The organism is Synechococcus sp. SynAce01, from assembly GCF_001885215.1.
GTDB classification, from domain to species: domain Bacteria; phylum Cyanobacteriota; class Cyanobacteriia; order PCC-6307; family Cyanobiaceae; genus Regnicoccus; species Regnicoccus frigidus.
In genome coordinates, this window is sequence record NZ_CP018091.1 from 554,889 (window position 1) to 570,567 (window position 15,679).

Annotated in this window: 15 protein-coding genes, 2 tRNA genes and 1 pseudogene; 11 read left to right on the forward strand and 7 right to left on the reverse strand. The window is 64.4% G+C overall.

All coding sequences use genetic code 11. The features are described 5' to 3' along the window. Positions 1-29: 29 nt before the first annotated feature. From BM449_RS02895 to murA, 5 genes are all read right to left on the reverse strand, one after another. Entirely contained in the window at positions 30-566 is a 537-nt protein-coding gene (locus tag BM449_RS02895) for a pentapeptide repeat-containing protein (RefSeq protein ID WP_071799995.1), read from the reverse strand. A 58-nt stretch (positions 567-624) separates the two neighbouring features. Then, complete coding sequence (locus BM449_RS02900; protein WP_071799996.1) at positions 625-1,932, reverse strand: Mur ligase family protein; 1,308 nt, start codon at positions 1,930-1,932, stop codon at positions 625-627. Further along, on the reverse strand, positions 1,933-3,117 hold the full coding sequence (locus tag BM449_RS02905) for an aspartate aminotransferase family protein (protein WP_071799997.1): 1,185 nt from the start codon (positions 3,115-3,117) through the stop codon (positions 1,933-1,935). Positions 3,118-3,182: 65 nt separating this feature from the next. Then, a tRNA-Leu gene (locus tag BM449_RS02910) sits at positions 3,183-3,264 on the reverse strand. 28 nt (positions 3,265-3,292) lie between these two features. Further along, positions 3,293-4,594: a UDP-N-acetylglucosamine 1-carboxyvinyltransferase gene (gene murA, locus BM449_RS02915; protein ID WP_071799998.1), complete on the reverse strand. Its 1,302-nt coding sequence runs from the start codon at positions 4,592-4,594 to the stop codon at positions 3,293-3,295. Positions 4,595-4,815: 221 nt separating this feature from the next. On the opposite strand from murA, the gene BM449_RS02920 reads away from it, so the two are divergent. From BM449_RS02920 to BM449_RS02945, 6 genes and pseudogenes are all read left to right on the forward strand, one after another. Then, positions 4,816-4,899 (forward strand) — tRNA-Leu (locus BM449_RS02920). Positions 4,900-4,976: 77 nt separating this feature from the next. Beyond that, positions 4,977-5,225, forward strand: a complete 249-nt coding sequence (locus BM449_RS02925; protein ID WP_071799999.1) for a hypothetical protein — start codon at positions 4,977-4,979, stop codon at positions 5,223-5,225. Between the two features lie 49 nt (positions 5,226-5,274). Further along, the gene (locus BM449_RS02930; RefSeq protein ID WP_233831010.1) at positions 5,275-6,048 is read left to right on the forward strand and encodes an RNA methyltransferase; all 774 of its coding nucleotides are present in this window, start codon (positions 5,275-5,277) and stop codon (positions 6,046-6,048) included. Beyond that, positions 6,045-7,472, forward strand: a complete 1,428-nt coding sequence (locus tag BM449_RS02935; RefSeq protein ID WP_071800001.1) for a dihydrolipoyl dehydrogenase — start codon at positions 6,045-6,047, stop codon at positions 7,470-7,472. Before BM449_RS02930 ends, BM449_RS02935 begins: the two co-directional genes overlap by 4 nt. Positions 7,473-7,523: 51 nt before the next feature. Then, the gene (trpC, locus tag BM449_RS02940; protein ID WP_071800002.1) at positions 7,524-8,408 is read left to right on the forward strand and encodes an indole-3-glycerol phosphate synthase TrpC; all 885 of its coding nucleotides are present in this window, start codon (positions 7,524-7,526) and stop codon (positions 8,406-8,408) included. Between the two features lie 214 nt (positions 8,409-8,622). Next, a pseudogene (locus tag BM449_RS02945) lies at positions 8,623-9,435 on the forward strand (amidohydrolase family protein). 129 nt (positions 9,436-9,564) lie between these two features. On the opposite strand, the gene rpsD reads toward BM449_RS02945, so the two are convergent. Continuing rightward, positions 9,565-10,173, reverse strand: coding sequence for a 30S ribosomal protein S4 (gene rpsD / locus BM449_RS02950; RefSeq protein WP_071800003.1), 609 nt, complete (start codon positions 10,171-10,173; stop codon positions 9,565-9,567). Positions 10,174-10,222: 49 nt separating this feature from the next. Here rpsD and yidD point away from each other — a divergent pair, with 49 nt between their 5' ends. The 4 genes from yidD (at position 10,223) to aqpZ (ending at position 13,314) form a co-directional block, all read left to right on the forward strand. Beyond that, positions 10,223-10,537 (forward strand): membrane protein insertion efficiency factor YidD, encoded by a 315-nt coding sequence (yidD, locus tag BM449_RS02955; protein ID WP_083544360.1) that lies wholly within the window; start codon positions 10,223-10,225, stop codon positions 10,535-10,537. 76 nt (positions 10,538-10,613) lie between these two features. Next, positions 10,614-10,901: a glutaredoxin family protein gene (locus tag BM449_RS02960; protein WP_071800004.1), complete on the forward strand. Its 288-nt coding sequence runs from the start codon at positions 10,614-10,616 to the stop codon at positions 10,899-10,901. A gap of 87 nt (positions 10,902-10,988) precedes the next feature. Further along, positions 10,989-12,503 carry a UDP-N-acetylmuramoyl-L-alanyl-D-glutamate--2,6-diaminopimelate ligase gene (locus BM449_RS02965; protein ID WP_071800005.1) on the forward strand — a complete coding sequence of 505 codons (1,515 nt, stop codon included), beginning with the start codon at positions 10,989-10,991 and terminating at the stop codon, positions 12,501-12,503. A gap of 70 nt (positions 12,504-12,573) precedes the next feature. After that, the gene (aqpZ, locus tag BM449_RS02970) at positions 12,574-13,314 is read left to right on the forward strand and encodes an aquaporin Z (RefSeq protein WP_255448074.1); all 741 of its coding nucleotides are present in this window, start codon (positions 12,574-12,576) and stop codon (positions 13,312-13,314) included. A 34-nt stretch (positions 13,315-13,348) separates the two neighbouring features. On the opposite strand, the gene BM449_RS02975 is transcribed toward aqpZ, so the two are convergent. Further along, positions 13,349-14,611: an aminotransferase class V-fold PLP-dependent enzyme gene (locus BM449_RS02975; RefSeq protein WP_083544361.1), complete on the reverse strand. Its 1,263-nt coding sequence runs from the start codon at positions 14,609-14,611 to the stop codon at positions 13,349-13,351. Positions 14,612-14,668: 57 nt separating this feature from the next. Here BM449_RS02975 and BM449_RS02980 point away from each other — a divergent pair, with 57 nt between their 5' ends. Then, a complete protein-coding gene (locus BM449_RS02980) occupies positions 14,669-15,085 on the forward strand; it encodes a hypothetical protein (protein ID WP_071800006.1) in 417 nt (138 codons plus the stop codon). The last annotated feature ends 594 nt before the right edge of the window (positions 15,086-15,679 follow it).

The window sequence follows — 15,679 nt, forward strand, 5'->3', positions numbered from 1 at the left end:
AAACGCTCAACACTGCAGGCAGCCCGGGGTCAACGGCATTCGAGGCTGAGTCGGGTGCTGACGCCGGTGACCGGATGGGTGCCATGGGCCCGCAGGCAAAGTTGCCGTTGGTCGGCGCGATCGAGCAGGGCATCGCTGAAGTCGGCGTTCTCGATGCGGGCCTCACTGAAGTTGCTGCCAGCTCCAATCACGCCGCGCAGCAGGGCACCGCTGAAATCGGCACCGCTGAAGTCGACCCGGTCCATCAGGGCATCGCTGAGATCGGCCCCACGGAAATCGGCCCGCGAAAAACTGGCCTGGGTGAGGATCGAACCGCGCAGGTCGGCGCCGGCGAAGTTGGCATCGGCGGCGGTGGCCCCGGCAAAGGAACTGAAGGCCAGGGCCTGGCCACTGAAATCAGTGCCGCTCTGATCGGTGAGGGTGTAGTCGACCCGGTCCTGGAACAGGGCCTTGCCCTCGACCGCCAGCAGCGGTGCTGGAGATACAAGCGCCAGGCAGACCAGCGCAACGGCCCCGAGGCGGAGCAGCCAGCTCCAGGGCGGCTGGCCGTGGTCGATTCGCGCCATCTCTTCATCTCGCAACCACCGCCTCACTCTCACCCGGAACGGGTCCATTCCTCACCCTTCAGCTCGCCGTGTTGCTGAGTTCGCCGCCAGCGAGCAGGCTGCCCAGCAGATACAGCGACCCAGCCACGACCACAGCCTGCGGGCCGCCGCCGGCGCTGAGCTGGCGACTGGCGTGGATACTTGCGCAAGCTGTGGCAGCGGCGGCCAGGGCTTCAGGAAGATCGGCCGCGGCGCTGAGCTGATCGGCCAGCTCGGGGCAGGCGGCCAGCAGGGAGTCGCGATTCCAGCTGGGATGGCCGGGCACCGGCACCAGCCAGGCCCGCTCTCCAGGAGCCAGCAGGGCACCGAGCAGCTCGGGTGCCTGCTTGTTGGCGAGGATGCCGACCACCCACAGCCAGGAATGGGACGCCCCGGATCGGGGCACCCGCTGATCCAATTCCGCTCGCAGGGCCACGGCGGCCGGAACGTTATGGGCCCCATCGAGCAGCAGGGGTAGGCCGCGCCACCAGGCCGGCTGCAGCCGGGCCGGCCAGCGGGCCGCAGCAAAACCCGCGGTGATCGCCTGGTCGGGAATCGTCCAGCCCTTCTGCCGCAACGTCTGCAGCATGCCGAGGGCAACGGCGCTGTTGAGGCGCTGCACCTGGCCGGGCAAACCACTACGCCAGTGCAAGTTCCCCGCACAAAGCTCATCACCGCAGACCTCAAGCGGATCCACCCAGAGCAAGGAACACCCCAGGGCTGCCGCCCGCTGCTGCAGGGCGGCAGCCACCTCCGGGAGCTGGGGCGCGCTGACTGCGGCGGCGCCGGGGCTCAGGGCTCCGGCCTTTTCGCTGGCGATCAGCCCGAGGGTATGGCCGAGATACTCGGCATGGTCGATGCCGATCGTGCTGAAGCCCACCACCTGCCGATCGGGGTGCACGCTGGAGGCATCGAGCCGGCCTCCCAGTCCCACCTCCAGCACGACAATCTCCAGCCCGGCCTCGGCGAAGGCCAGAAACGCGGCGGCGGTGATCAGCTCGAACGGAGTGAGGGCATGGCGTTGGGCCAGGGGTTGCAGCCCCTGGAGCAAGAAGCGCAGCTGGGGCGCTGGGATCTCGCTTGGGCCCAGCCGGATCCGCTCGCACCAGCTCACCAGGTGGGGGGAGGTATAGAGGCCGCAGCGCAAGCCAGCGGCGCTGAGAGCGCCATGGAGAAGGGAACAGATCGAGCCCTTGCCGTTGGTGCCGGCCACCTGCACGGCCGCAAAGCGACGTTCGGGATGGCCGAGTTCGGCCAGGGCGGCCTGCAGACGCTCCAGGCCCAGGTCAATGCCGCGGCGGCTGAAGGGCTCGATCAGATCTGCAAAGCTATCGACGCCGTTTGGCACTCAAGCGGCGGCGATCGCCTGCAACGCCTGCTCCAGGCGTGACACGGCCAGGTTCAGCTGGCGGGGCTTGATCACCAGGGGTGGCACGAAGCGCACCACCCGCGGTCCAGCGGGCACAACCAGCAGGCCGAAATCGATCGCCTTGCGCACCACCTCAGGTGCTGCCGGGCCATCGGCCCGCAGCACCAGGCCCTGCAGCAAGCCCCAACCCCTCACCCCTTCGAGCTGCTGGGGGCGGCGGCTGACCAGATCAGCCAGCAGTTTCTGCAGCAGCACACCCATCTGCTCCACATGCGGCACCAACAGGCGGCGTTCCAGTTCCTGGGCCACGGTGAGCGCAGCGCGGCAGGCGAAGGGATTGCCGCCGAAGGTGCTGGCATGGTCGCCGGGGCGGAAATGGTCGACGGCCTGCTTGACGGCAAGCGCCCCGATCGCGATGCCACCGCCAAGCCCCTTGGCCAGGCTGATCGCATCGGGCTCCACCCCAAGCTTCTCGTAACCCCAGAGGCGTCCGCTCCGGCCCATGCCGATCTGCACCTCATCAAAGATCAACAGGATGTTGCGCTCATCGCAGAGCTGGCGCACCCGCCGGAAGAAGGCCGGATCGCCGGGGTTTACCCCCCCTTCACCCTGCAGGGGCTCGAGCATCACGGCAGCTACCCGGGGGCCACTGGCTTCGGCTTCGGCAAGCAAAGCCTCAAAAGCCTCAGGGTCGTTGTAAGGAAAGAAGCGGAATCCTTCCACCATCGGCTCGAAGCCCTGGTGGTAGCGGGGCTGACCGGTGGCGCTCACCGCCGCCAATGTGCGGCCGTGGAAGCTGGCCTGGGCCGTGAGGATGACCGGCCGCTCAATGCCTCGCACGAGATGGCCATGCTTGCGGGCCAGCTTGATCGCCGCTTCGTTGGCCTCGGCTCCGGAATTACAGAAAAAGACGCGATCGGTGCAGCTGCGGCTGGTGATCCAGGTGGCGAGCAGTTCCTGTTCCGGGATCCTGTACAGGTTGGAGACATGCTGTAGGCGCCCGAGCTGGCGGCTCAGGGCCCGACGCATCACCCGATCGCTATGGCCAAGAGCGCAGGTGGCGATGCCGGCGACGCAATCGAGGTAGCGATTTCCGCGACTGTCCTTGACCCAGACCCCCTTGCCCTCCACCAGCTCAAGAGGAAACCGGGTGTAGGTGTCCATCACCGCACTTTGTGGCGGCGTGGCGGACTCGCCTGGGCGAGCCAGGGCTGTGCGGCCAGGTGCAATGGGAGCGGTGGGACTCGAACCCACAAACCCGAAGGCGCTCGATTTTGAGTCGAGTCCGTCTACCAATTCCGGCACGCTCCCATGGGCAAAACTTTAGCCGCGCCTGTGCTCAGACTTCAACGCGACGGATCGCGGCGCCGACACTGTTGAGCTTGCCTTCGAGGTCGGAGTAGCCCCGATCGAGGTAGCAAAGGCCCTGCACGGCGGTGGTGCCTTCGGCCGCCAGGCCCGCCAGGACCATGGCCGCAGAGGCGCGCAGGTCCGTGCCTTTCACTGGCGCTCCGCTGAGCTGGGGGACGCCCTCAACCAAGGCGGTGTTGCCGTTGAGACGAATGTTGGCCCCCATGCGCTGCAGTTCGGCCACGTGCTGGAGGCGGTTCTCGAAGATGTTCTCCACCACCATGCTGGTGCCAGGGATCGTGGCCAACAGGCTCATAAAAGGCGCCTGCAGGTCTGTGGGGAACCCGGGAAAGGGTTGGGTGCAGATGTCAACGGGACGCAGGTCGCCTGGATGGATGGTGAGGCCGGCTGCGGAGTCCGTGAACGAACAGCCGGCATCTTCGAGCTTGGTGATCACAGCGCTGAGATGGTCGGTCGCGATCGGGCCAACGGTCAGCTCCGAGCGGGTGATCGCAGCAGCCAGCAACAGGGTGCCCGCTTCGATGCGATCGGGGATCACGGCGTAATCGGCTCCATGCAGGGCCTTGACGCCAACGATGGTGATCGTCGGGGTGCCGGCGCCATGCACTTCTCCGCCCATCGCCACCAGAAGACCGGCGAGATCCACCACCTCAGGTTCGAGGGCAGCGTTCTCGATCACCGTCTCCCCATCGGCCAGGGCGGCGGCCATCATCAGGGTTTCGGTGGCCCCAACGCTGGGGCAATCCAGGCAGATGCGTCCACCTGAGAGGCGATTGCCGCGGCCTGGAACGGCCGCTGAAACGATTCCGTGCTCAATGACCACCTGAGCCCCGAGTGCTTTCAGGCCCTTGACATGAACCGCGACGGGCCGCGAGCCGATCTGGCAGCCCCCTGGCATGGGGATCTTGGCTACACCGAGCCTGGCGAGGAGAGGGCCGATACAGAAAAAGCTGGCACGCAGGCTGCTGACCAGCTCGTAGGGCGGCATGGCCCGGCTCAGGTGGCTGGCGTCGAGCTCGACCCAATCAGGGCCGCTTTTCACCTTGACGCCAAGGGCCATCAGGATTTCCCCCATGGCCGCAATGTCGGTGAGAGGGGGAACGTTGCTGAGGCGCAGAGGTTCTTTGGTGAGCAGGCAAGCCGCCATCAACACCAGAGCGGAGTTTTTGGCCCCGTTAACGCGTACTTCACCAGCCAGGCGACGACCACCGGAGATCTCCAGCTGGGGTGTAAGCAAAAGCTGGGGAGCCACGGTGGCGGTCAGGGGCATGGCTCTAGGGCATGGATTTGTTTGGGCATCTTGACAACCAAGCCACGGATCGTCTAGGCGTCCGCCCAAGAAACTGTCTTATCTAGTCACAAATTCAATTTCAGGAGGTTCAGCGGCAGGTGAAACAGCTTCGGCAACCCAGCCTTCAGCCCCCGCCGGGAGATGGGGGGATGGGGCACCACGATGTTTTATGGTTTGGAGCCCACTTCGGTGGCGGGCCAGCGGATGTGGCGGAATTGGTAGACGCGCTAGTTTCAGGTACTAGTGGCAGCAATGTCGTGGGAGTTCAAGTCTCCCCATCCGCATTTTTCACTCCAGCTCCAAACGTGGCTACTGTTTCTGCCCGGTGTTGGGTCCCATGCACCGCTGAACCAGATTTCCGATGATCGTCCTCAAGATCACCAATGCGTCCGATGTGGTGGCGGGAAAAATCGGCAAATTCCTCGAAAGCCTCACCCCCGACGCCTTCGATCAAATCACCATTGAAGACATCGTGGTGAAGAAGTTGGTGGAGAATCTTCAACAGGAAGGCCTGAAAGGAGAAGTGGCCTCGATCCAGGGCATTGACCTGGTAGAGGCGAATCTGGTCCTGGAAGAGTCCACCATGGTTCGTCGCCATCAGCACTTCTGAGCCGCTGATCACCAGCCGGCGCCATCCGCTGGTGGCCCGATTCCGGGCCTTGCAAAAATCTGAGGGCAGGCGTGAGCAGGGCCTGCTGCTGCTTGAAGGCACCCATCTGCTCGAAGAGGTCATCAGCCTTGGCCTGGCACCCAGAGAGGTGCTGGCCACCCCGGCCTGGCTGCAGCGGCATCCTGCCTGGAGCCCGATGCCGGCCCTTCGCCCCGTGTCCGAGTCGGTGCTGGCCGCCGTCGCCACCACGGCCCATCCCGACGGGGTGGTGCTCAGCCTGCCCTGGCCCGATCCGGCCGCTGAGGGGCCAATCGGCTTCGTGCTGGCGCTCGATCATCTGCAGGATCCCGGCAACCTCGGCACCTTGATGCGCACGGCCCTGGCCGCCGGGGTGGAGGCTCTCTGGCTCGCTGGCGGGGCTGATCCCTGGCAACCCAAGGTGCTGCGGGCCTCCGCAGGCGCGGCCCTGGCCCTGCCGCTGCAGCGGTTTGAGGCCCTGGCTTCGCGGTTGCAGCAGGCGCGCCAGCAGGGGGTTCAGGTGGCGGCCAGCGTGGTTCCAGCAGGCGACGCGATGGCAGCCGCCACCCCAGCCACTCCGTATTGGCAGCTCGATTGGACCCGCCCCACCGTGCTGCTGCTCGGCAATGAAGCCGCAGGGGTGGCGCCCGATCTACTGGCTTGCTGCAGCCACCACGTCACCATTCCCCACAGCCGCGCCGTCGAGTCGCTGAACGTGGCGGTGGCGGCCGCTCCCTTGCTATTGGAGCGCTGGCGCCAGCAACAGGAGAGAATGCCGGCTATTAGCAGCAACGCACCACTGTGAGTTTCGACTTCGATGTGATCGTGATCGGGGCCGGCTACGGCGGCTTCGATGCCGCCAAGCACGCGGCCGATCACGGGCTGCGCACCGCCATCGTCGAATCACGCGACATGGGCGGCACCTGCGTGAACCGAGGCTGTGTGCCCTCCAAGGCCCTGCTGGCCGCCAGTGGCCGGGTGCGGGAACTGGCCGACGTTGAGCACCTCAGGGGGTTTGGCATCCATGCGGCACCGGTTCGCTTCGAACGCCAGGCAATCGCCGACCACGCCCACCAGCTTGTGGCCGCGATTCGCGCCAACCTCACCAAAACCCTGGAGCGCTCCGGCACCAAGATCCTGCGCGGCAAGGGTCGGCTCGATGGCGCCCAGCGGGTGGCGGTGCGCGAGGCCAGCGGCGTCGAGAAGGTTTACAGCGCCAAGGAGGTGATCATCGCCACCGGTTCCGACCCGTTTGTCCCACCCGGCATCAACACCGACGGCCGCACCGTTTTCACCAGCGATGACGCGATCAACCTGGAGTGGTTACCGCGCTGGATCGCGATCATCGGCAGCGGCTACATCGGCCTGGAATTCGCCGACGTCTACACCGCCCTGGGCTGTGAGGTCACGATGATCGAGGCCCTCGATCGGGTGATGCCCACCTTCGATCCCGACATCGCCAAGATCGCGGCCCGGCGGCTGATCGATGGCCGCGAGATCGACACCCGTGCCGGCCTGTTGGCCCGCAAGGTGGAGCCGGGTTCACCGGTGCGCATCGAGTTGGCGGACATGGCCAGCAAGGAGCTCGTGGAGGTGCTGGAGGTCGACGCGGTGCTGGTTGCCACCGGCCGGGTGCCGATCAGCAAAGATCTCAACCTGGCCAGCGTGGGGGTGCAAACCCAGCGCGGCTTCATCCCGGTCGACGACGCCATGCGCGTGCTGGCCAACGGCGAGCCGGTGGCCCACCTCTGGGCCGTGGGCGATGTGACCGGGAAGATGATGCTCGCCCACACCGCCGCTGCCCAGGGCTCTGTGGCGGTGGAGAACATCCTTGGCCACAGCCGCCTGATCGATTACCGCTCCATCCCCGCCGCCACCTTCACCCATCCGGAGATCAGCTCGGTGGGCCTCAGTGAAAGCGACGCCAGGGCGCTGGCCACCAGCGAAGGGTTCGAGCTCGGCCTGGTGCGCAGCTACTTCAAAGCGAACACCAAGGCCCTGGCCGAACTCGACAGTGATGGGCTGATGAAACTGCTGTTCCGCAAGGACAGCGGCGAAGTGCTCGGTGCCCACATCTACGGGCTCCACGCCGCCGACTTGATCCAGGAGATCGCCAACGCCGTGGCCCGCCGCCAGGGGGTGCGCGAACTCGCCAGCGAAGTTCACACCCATCCCACCCTCAGTGAACTGGTGGAGGTGGCCTACAAGCAGGCCGCCGCCCAGCTCTAAGAACCAGAGCAACCCATCGATTCCTACGATCAGTACCCTTGCCACCGGCCTTTGGAGATTCGCCGCCGTCCCCCCAATCCACCGGTGAAGGTGGCCCACCTTCAGTACGGCATCCCCCACAGCGAAGCCGAACCCCGTCACATCCTCGAAAAGATTGTGTGGGCGAAGGATCGTGAGATCACCGCCGATAAAGAGCGCGTCAGCCTGCTGCAACTGAGGCAGCAAGTGGAGGCTCTGCCGCCCACCCGGGATTTCGTGTCGGCCCTGCGGGCCAGTTGCCGCAAGCCGGCCGTGATCGCCGAGATCAAAAAGGCCAGCCCGAGCCAGGGGGTGATCCGGGAGGATTTCGATCCGGTGGCGATCGCCTCGGGCTATGTGGCCGGTGGGGCCAGCTGCCTGTCGGTGCTCACCGACAAGACCTTTTTCCAGGGAGGGTTTGAGGTGCTGGTGGCGGTGCGGCAGGTGGTGGAGCTGCCCCTGCTCTGCAAAGACTTCATCCTCTCCCCCTATCAGCTGTATCAGGCACGGGCTGCCGGCGCTGATGCGGCCCTGCTGATCGCCGCGATCCTCAGCGACCAGGATATCACCTACCTGCTCAGGGCCGCCCGCAGCCTCGATCTGGCCGTGCTGGTCGAGGTGCATGACGAGCTGGAACTCGAACGGGTGCTGGGCCTAGATGGGGTGGAGTTGATCGGGATCAACAACCGCGATCTCACCACATTCACCACGGATCTGGCCACCACCGACAGCCTGATGGCCCGCTTTGGCGAGCGCCTGCGCCAGAAGGGAGCCCTGCTGGTGAGCGAATCAGGCCTGCACAGCCGTGGGGATCTCGACCGCGTTGTGGAGGCCGGTGCCGATGCGGTTCTTGTCGGCGAGGCCCTGATGCGGCAAGCCGATGTGACGGCGGCCCTGGAGCAATTGATCAGCGGTTGAGGGCTGCTCCCTCCGGGAATTTTTCTGTTGGATCCGGTGATATGGACGTGGAAACCCCATCAGGCCAAGGGTCATGAACAAAATTGCCCTGGAGGAACACTTCAGTGCCCCGGGTCTTGAGCCCTCCATCAAGGATGTGGCGTTCTTCGATCCCGACATTCTTGGCGCCATTGAGGCTGCCTTGCCTGATCTATCAGAACAGCGCCTCCAAGCCATGGATCGCGCTGGGATCTCCATGGCCGTCCTTTCCCAGACGGCGCCTGGTGTGCAATCCATCAAGGATGCGACCCTTGCGGTGGAGCTTGCCCGTCGCGCCAATGATTTTCTGCATGTGCGCACGGCGTTCGCTCCTGAACGGTTTCGCGGTTTCGCTTGTCTTGCTCTGCAGGATGTTGACGCTGCCTGTGATGAACTCAAACGTTGCGTTTCAGAGCTCGGTTTCGTGGGGGCCTTGGTGAATGGTTCCACCGGTGGTGCCTACCTGGATGAACCCCAATTCGCTCCTTTTTGGCACACGCTCGAACAGCTTGATGTGCCGCTTTATTTGCATCCTGGGTTGGTCAGCGGAGAGTCTCAGGCCTTCAACGGTCATCCTGAGCTGGAGGGCGCCGTCTGGAGCTGGACCTGTGACACCGCCACCCACGTCCTGCGGCTGGTGTTCTCCAGGGTGTTTGACCGCCATCCTCAGGCCTCGGTGATCCTTGGCCATATGGGTGAAACCCTGCCTTACATGCTCTGGCGGCTGGACAGCCGTGCCGACGTGACAACTATCGGTCGGACGTTGAGTCGATCTCCGTCAGAGACGCTGAAGAGCCATGTGATGGTGACCACATAGGGAGTGTGTGCGGATGCCCCCCTCCGGTGTGCCCTGGAGACAATGGGCGATCAGGCGGTGATGTTTTCCACCGATTACCCGTATGAAGACATTCAGCTTGCTGCCGATTGGATCGAGAACGCCGCCATCCGCGAAGACCAGCGGATCAAGGTCTGCTCCACCAATGCCCAGCGCGTCCTGCGCCTCGGGTAAAGAACCAAAGCTGGCACAGGATCTGCCCATCTCGGCCTGTTGGCAGCAGCCCCCTTCCCATCAAAAAACCCCGCCAAAGGCGGGGTGATGAGAAGCAAGCAAAGGAGCTGAGTGGAAAGGTCCCGAGGATCAGACCTTGCGGCTGTAGAACTCCACCACCAGCAATTCGTTGATTTCCAGGGCCACCCATTCCCGCTCGATCCGGGCATTCACCTTGGCGGAGAGCTTGGTCTTGTCGAGCTCCAAATTGGGGGGAATGTTGGCCAGACCGGGGAATTCCAGGTTGCCTTCAGCGAGTTGGCGGCTGGCCTTGCGATCGCGAACCACGATCAGGTCGCCGGGGCGGCACTGGTAGCTGGGGATGTCAACCACACGACCATTCACAGTCACGTGACCATGGTTGACCAGTTGGCGAGCACCGGGAACCGTGGGCCCGAAACCGAGGCGGAAGCAGATGTTGTCGAGGCGATTCTCAAGCAGTTTGAGCAGGTTGGTTCCTGTGGAGCCGTCCTGGGCGCGCGCTTTCTTCACGTAGCGCACGAGCTGGCGCTCGGAGATGCCGTAGTTGAAGCGAAGCTTTTGCTTTTCTTCGAGGCGGATGGCGTATTCGGAGCGCTTGCGACGGGCTTGGCCGTGCTGACCGGGGGGATAAGCCCGCTTGGCGGACTTACGGGTGAGACCGGGAAGGTCTCCCAAGCGCCGCGTCACCCTCAGGCGAGGACCGCGGTAGCGAGACATGAAGGAAGGGGCAAAGGGCAGGGAAAGGTGGGGCTCTGCTGCAGGCAGGATGGGGAACGTCTCCCCATGCCTGCCTGCAGTGCCGCACCAATCGGAGATCCTATCGGTTGGCTCTTCAGGAGACCGGCCTGCCTCTGGCTTCAGCAGGCTTCTGAGCGCCCTGCTGCTGGGCCTGATCGCGGCCTACCGCCGCTGGATCTCACCCTTGCTGGGCCCCCGCTGCCGCTTCATCCCCAGCTGCAGCGCCTATGGGATCGAGGCGATCGAGCGCCATGGCCCCTGGCGTGGCGGCTGGCTCACCCTGCGCCGCCTGTTGCGCTGCCATCCCTTCACCCCCTGCGGCTGCGATCCGGTCCCGGACTGAGCCCGGCTGGCCCTGCTCAAGCGGGCCCCACACCCCTCCACAGCGCCCTCTCCATAACACCCTCTCGCCGCGCACCATGGCTGCCCTCCCCCCGCTCACCCTGTTCAGCCGTGAAGGGTGTTGCCTGTGCGCAGGCCTGGCTGATCGCCTGGCCGCCCTGCCGCTCCCGCCACAGCTGCAGGTGGTCGACATCGACACCGATCCAGCCCTGAAGGCTCGCTATGACCTGGAGGTGCCGGTACTGGCCGTGGGCCGAAGCAGCGGCCTGATCGAGCTGCCGCGGGTTCCTCCCCGGCTGCGGGGTGATGGCCTGGAGCGCTGGCTGGGCAAAGCGCTTGCTGCCCTTTCCCCCCCACCAGCCTGATCCTGCCGAGCAAACTGGCCCAGCTCCGGCTCGCCCCGGCTCGCCCCGGCTCGAACCATCCACACCGCCGCCCGCTTCCAGCCCGCCATGCCCCCAACGCTCCACCCCCTGCTGCTTCAGGCCGGTCTTGCCATTCCCACTGGCCTGCCAGACGGGGAGGTCAGCGGCGTCAGCTCCGATTCGCGGCGGATCAGCCCTGGCACCTTGTTCATCGGCCTGCCCGGCGGCCAGGTCGATGGCGGCAGCTTCTGGCCCAAGGCCTTGGAGGCCGGTGCCGTGGCCGCGGTGATCGGGGTGGAAGCGGCGGCGGCGCAGCCCCCCCAGCCGGGCGATCCAGTGCTGGTGCTGGAAGGGCCACTGGCCCCCTGGCCCGGACGGCTGGCGGCCGCGTTCTGGCAAAATCCAAGCCAGAAGCTGGCCTTGATCGGTGTCACCGGCACCAATGGCAAAACCACGACCACCCACCTGATCGAGCACCTGGCCGCCGCGGCGGGCCAGACCACGGCCCTGTTCGGCACCCTGGTCAACCGCTGGCCCGGCCATCGCGCCACGGCCAGCCACACCACAGCCTTCGCCGACCTGCTGCAGGGCCAGCTGGCTGAGGCCGTTGCGGCGGGCAGCGCCCTGGCGGCCATGGAGGTGAGTTCCCACGCCCTCGACCAGGGGCGGGTGGCGGGCTGCCATTTCGCCGGAGCCGTGTTCACCAACCTGAGCCAGGACCACCTCGACTACCACCCGTCGATGCAGGCCTATTTCGAGGCCAAGGCCCTGTTGTTCGCCGAACCGTTGCTGGCGGGCTGTGCGGTGGTGAACATCGATGATCCCTGGGGGGCGAAATTGGCGGACCACCTGGCCGGCAGCCTCGGCGAGCGCCTCTGGCGCAGCTCCCTCAACGCAGCCGACGCCGAGCTGCGGATGGGGGAGCTGAGCTTCAGTGCCGATGGGGTCAGCGGCAGGCTGCATACGCCGCTGGGCCATGGCCCGTTCCGATCACCCCTGGTGGGCCGCTTCAACCTGATGAACCTGTTGCAGGCGGTGGGGGTGCTGCAGCAGCAGGGCGTGGCATTGCCCCGGCTGCTGGAGGCCATCCCCTCATTCCCCGGCGTGCCCGGGCGCATGGAGCGGGTGCGGCTGGCTGAACACTCGGCTGGCACGGAGGCCTTGCCGGCTGTGCTGGTCGACTACGCCCACACGCCAGATGGCCTGGAGAACGCCTTGGCCGCCTGCAGACCCTTCTGCAGCGGGCGACTGATCTGTGTGTTCGGCTGCGGTGGTGACCGGGATCGGGGCAAGCGGCCCCAGATGGCGGCCATTGCCGCTCGCCTGGCCGACCGGGTGGTCGTCACCTCCGACAACCCACGCACCGAAGATCCGGGGCGCATCCTTGACGACGTGGCGGCCGGCATCCCCGCCGGCACGGATCTGCTGGTGGAAGGGGATCGGGCCAGCGCCATTGCCCTGAGCATTGCGGCAGCAACGGCCGGTGATCTGGTGCTGATCGCCGGTAAGGGCCACGAGGATTACCAGATCCTCGGCACCACCAAGATCCACTTCGACGACCGGGAGGAAGCGCAGCAGGCCCTGCACCAGCGCCTGGCTTGATCGCTCCAGGAGCGGGAAGGGGTGATTGTTATCCTTACAACGCCTTTCTTCGACCCAACGGTTTCAATTCATGTCCCAAAGTGTGCCGATGCCCAAAAAGTTCCTAGCCGAACTGATTGGGACCTTCTGGCTTGTCCTCGGTGGCTGCGGCAGCGCCGTGCTGGCTGCCGTCTTTCCCTATGACAACGCCGCCGCCAACCCCCTGGGCCTCGGTTTTCTCGGCGTATCGATCGCCTTCGGCCTCACCCTGTTAACGATGGTTTATGCCATCGGCCATATTTCCGGCTGCCACATCAATCCCGCCGTGAGCTTCGGCCTCTGGGCCGGCGGCAAGTTTCCAGGCTCCGGGCTGCTGCCTTACATCGTCGCCCAGGTGCTCGGCGCCGTGATCGCCGGTGGCGTGATCAAGCTGGTCGCCAGTGGGCGCCCCGGTTTTGAACTGACCGGCAGCAATCCTTTGGCCACCAATGGCTTCGGTGCCCACTCCCCCGGTGGCTACGGCTTGCTCTCTGCGCTGGTGATCGAAGTGATCCTCACCTTCGTCTTCCTGCTGGTGATCCTCGGCGCCACCCACAAACAGGAGCTCGGCGCCATCGCCGGCGTGCCGATTGGTCTCTCCCTGACCCTGATTCACCTGATCAGTATTCCTGTCACCAACACCTCGGTGAACCCTGCCCGCAGCACCGGTGTGGCGCTCTGGGTCGGAGGCCAGGCCGTGGGCCAGTTGTGGCTGTTCTGGCTGGCCCCAATCGTGGGGGCTCTGCTGGCCGGTTGGGTCTTCAAGGCGATGTTCGATCCCGAAACAGCCTGACTGACGACCAGGCCTGACACCCATCCGGGCACTGCTAGTGGAGAAAGGAGTTGAGGGCGGCCAACAGCTGCTCCACCTCCTCGCTGGTGGTGGTCAGGTGGGTGCAGGCCCGCAGACAGTGGGGGTGATCAAGGCTGCGCAGCCAAACTCCCTGCTGGCCCAGTTGTTCCACCAGAGATTCCGGCGTGTGGCCCCGGCCATCGCCCTCCAGTTCAACACTGACCAGACCAGCTGGCGGCGGCTCCTGGAGCAGGGTCTTCAGCCCTGGGATGGCCTGAAGACCAAGCCAGAGCTGGCTGCTGCGCTCGCGGATCAAGGCCAGACGAGCCGGCGCCCCTCCGACCGCATCCAGCAGTTCAAGCGAGCAGCGCAACCCGGCCATCAAAGGAGCGCAGGAGGTGGCTACCTCGAAGCGGCGACCATCGTGGTGCCACGGATCATGGCCACCACCCGGGCCATCAAGGCCGGCATCGTTCTCATTGGCCAGGCTGCGCCATCCCCCCAGCGTCGGTCTTGATGCGCTGAGGATTCGCTCCGACAGGGCCACACCCCCCAGGCCCTCTGGACCGCAACACCACTTGTGGCCGGTGAAGGCGTAGATATCGGCCGCCGAGGCTGCCGCCGCCACCGGCAGGGACCCCACCGACTGGGCGGCATCGACCAGCAACCAGGGATGGCGAGGGTGGTGCTCCAGCCGCTGGGCCACCGCTTCGATCGGCATCACCAGACCGGTGTTCCAAAGCAGGTGGGAGAGCACCACCAGGCGGGTGCGCGGAGTGAGGGCCTGATCAAGAGCGTCAAGCACGGCCCCATCGCTGGCCACGCCTGAACCCGGGCGGATCGAGCCCACCGCCAGGGTGCTGAGCGTGAGCCCTTCACGGTGGGCCAGCTCCCGGCAGGCCGCCACCACACCGGGATGCTCGCAATCACCGATCAACAGTTCATCGCCGCCCTGCCAGGGCAAACCCCAGAGCGGCAGCACGCAGCCACTGGACACATTTTCGGTAAGCGCCAGCCGATGGGGCGGCACGCCGCAGATGACCGCCAGATCAGCGCGCAGACCCTGGGTCTGAGCCGCCAGCCACGGCCAGATGGATCCCGTGAAGGGCCCCAGCTCCTGGATACGCTGCCAGCTCTCGGTAATCGCCGCCAGCGACGGCGAAGGCAGTGGCCCCTGGCCGCCATAGTTGAAGTAGGTCTTGTTCGCCAGGGCTGGCATCAGCGCCCGAAGCTGGGCAGGGCTCAGCGGTTCGCCGCGCAGCGTCTGGGGATCGGCAGGGATGATGGCGCTCGACATAACGTTTCTAGGGGAAGAAATGAACCTTGATAGGCTTGAGCCAGGGGAGCGAAGGGATTGGGTCAGCTCGGACTGAACAGCAGGCTATGGATTGATCAGGAACCAGAGCAAGTTGAAGCGAGAATCACACAGATCAACGATCCAATCCAGGTTGAAGCCCTCAGGCAATTGGCTCGCGAGGGTTACTGCCTGCTCAAGTCCAGTATTCCCCATTCAGCTATCGATGCCTATCTTGCTATCATCCATTCAGACAACCAACCCTTCCCACTTAAAGCCAGTTTAGGGCGTGACATCTTTTCCTTCGCCAGCCTTGATCCAAACCAGCCCCTCGTCAAGATTCTCGATAGTCATTTTGCTTTTGCAGAAGCTCGGGCCCTAGGCCTGGCCGCACCAATCAGGAGCCTGCTCGCGCTGATCTTCAAGGAAGCACCAGTCACCTTTCAAACCCTGTATTTCCAAGTGGTTTCCCTCTAACATGGCTAAAGTTTTTTCCAAAATAAACAATAACACGAGCTTCTTCGAATTGCTCATACCAATCTAAAATGAATTCGATAGCTTATTGAGTGCTCAAATTGCTCGCTACCGATGATGTACTACTCACCCCCGCCAAAATTTTTGATCTCGCGATTCAACCCTGCATGGACATAGGCTCCTGGCTTGCCTGCCAAGCCCTAAACGGTATCGTGATTACCATAAATAAAGTGCCCGTCTTCAGGTATGCCGCACTCTGGATACAGCCAACAGATTTTTTTTAGCGCTTCTTTGTCGAATTCAAAATAGCGCCGAAGGGTTGTAATACTGTTTTATGCGTTCCAAGACAGAAAAACAGTTTCCGCTATTTCTTGCGAAAGCGCAATCTGTTCTGGTCACTATGTCCTGTCCATCAATAGACTGTAGGTTGTCATCTTCCCCACTAGTCTCTTTGCCTGCTGCCCAGAGGGTGGGACAGAATAGTTGTGTAGTGTACCAGCTTTCAGTTGGCCAAAAAGAGGCATTTAACAGGGCCTGAATCAGGGAAGATCCACGCCACTTGCAACTGTCTGGACCATTGGCTGAATCAATTGGCTG

What these genes read in the sequence shown, in the direction of transcription:
- BM449_RS02895 (WP_071799995.1), bottom strand. Translation starts at nt 566, where the DNA reads ATGGCGCGAATCGACCACGGCCAGCCGCCCTGGAGCTGGCTGCTCCGC.
- yidD (WP_083544360.1), top strand. Translation starts at nt 10,223, where the DNA reads ATGGGGAACGTCTCCCCATGCCTGCCTGCAGTGCCGCACCAATCGGAG.
- aqpZ (WP_255448074.1), top strand. Translation starts at nt 12,574, where the DNA reads ATGTCCCAAAGTGTGCCGATGCCCAAAAAGTTCCTAGCCGAACTGATT.
- BM449_RS02975 (WP_083544361.1), bottom strand. Translation starts at nt 14,611, where the DNA reads ATGTCGAGCGCCATCATCCCTGCCGATCCCCAGACGCTGCGCGGCGAA.
- BM449_RS02905 (WP_071799997.1), bottom strand. Translation starts at nt 3,117, where the DNA reads ATGGACACCTACACCCGGTTTCCTCTTGAGCTGGTGGAGGGCAAGGGG.
- rpsD (WP_071800003.1), bottom strand. Translation starts at nt 10,173, where the DNA reads ATGTCTCGCTACCGCGGTCCTCGCCTGAGGGTGACGCGGCGCTTGGGA.
- BM449_RS02925 (WP_071799999.1), top strand. Translation starts at nt 4,977, where the DNA reads ATGATCGTCCTCAAGATCACCAATGCGTCCGATGTGGTGGCGGGAAAA.
- murA (WP_071799998.1), bottom strand. Translation starts at nt 4,594, where the DNA reads ATGCCCCTGACCGCCACCGTGGCTCCCCAGCTTTTGCTTACACCCCAG.
- BM449_RS02965 (WP_071800005.1), top strand. Translation starts at nt 10,989, where the DNA reads ATGCCCCCAACGCTCCACCCCCTGCTGCTTCAGGCCGGTCTTGCCATT.
- BM449_RS02960 (WP_071800004.1), top strand. Translation starts at nt 10,614, where the DNA reads ATGGCTGCCCTCCCCCCGCTCACCCTGTTCAGCCGTGAAGGGTGTTGC.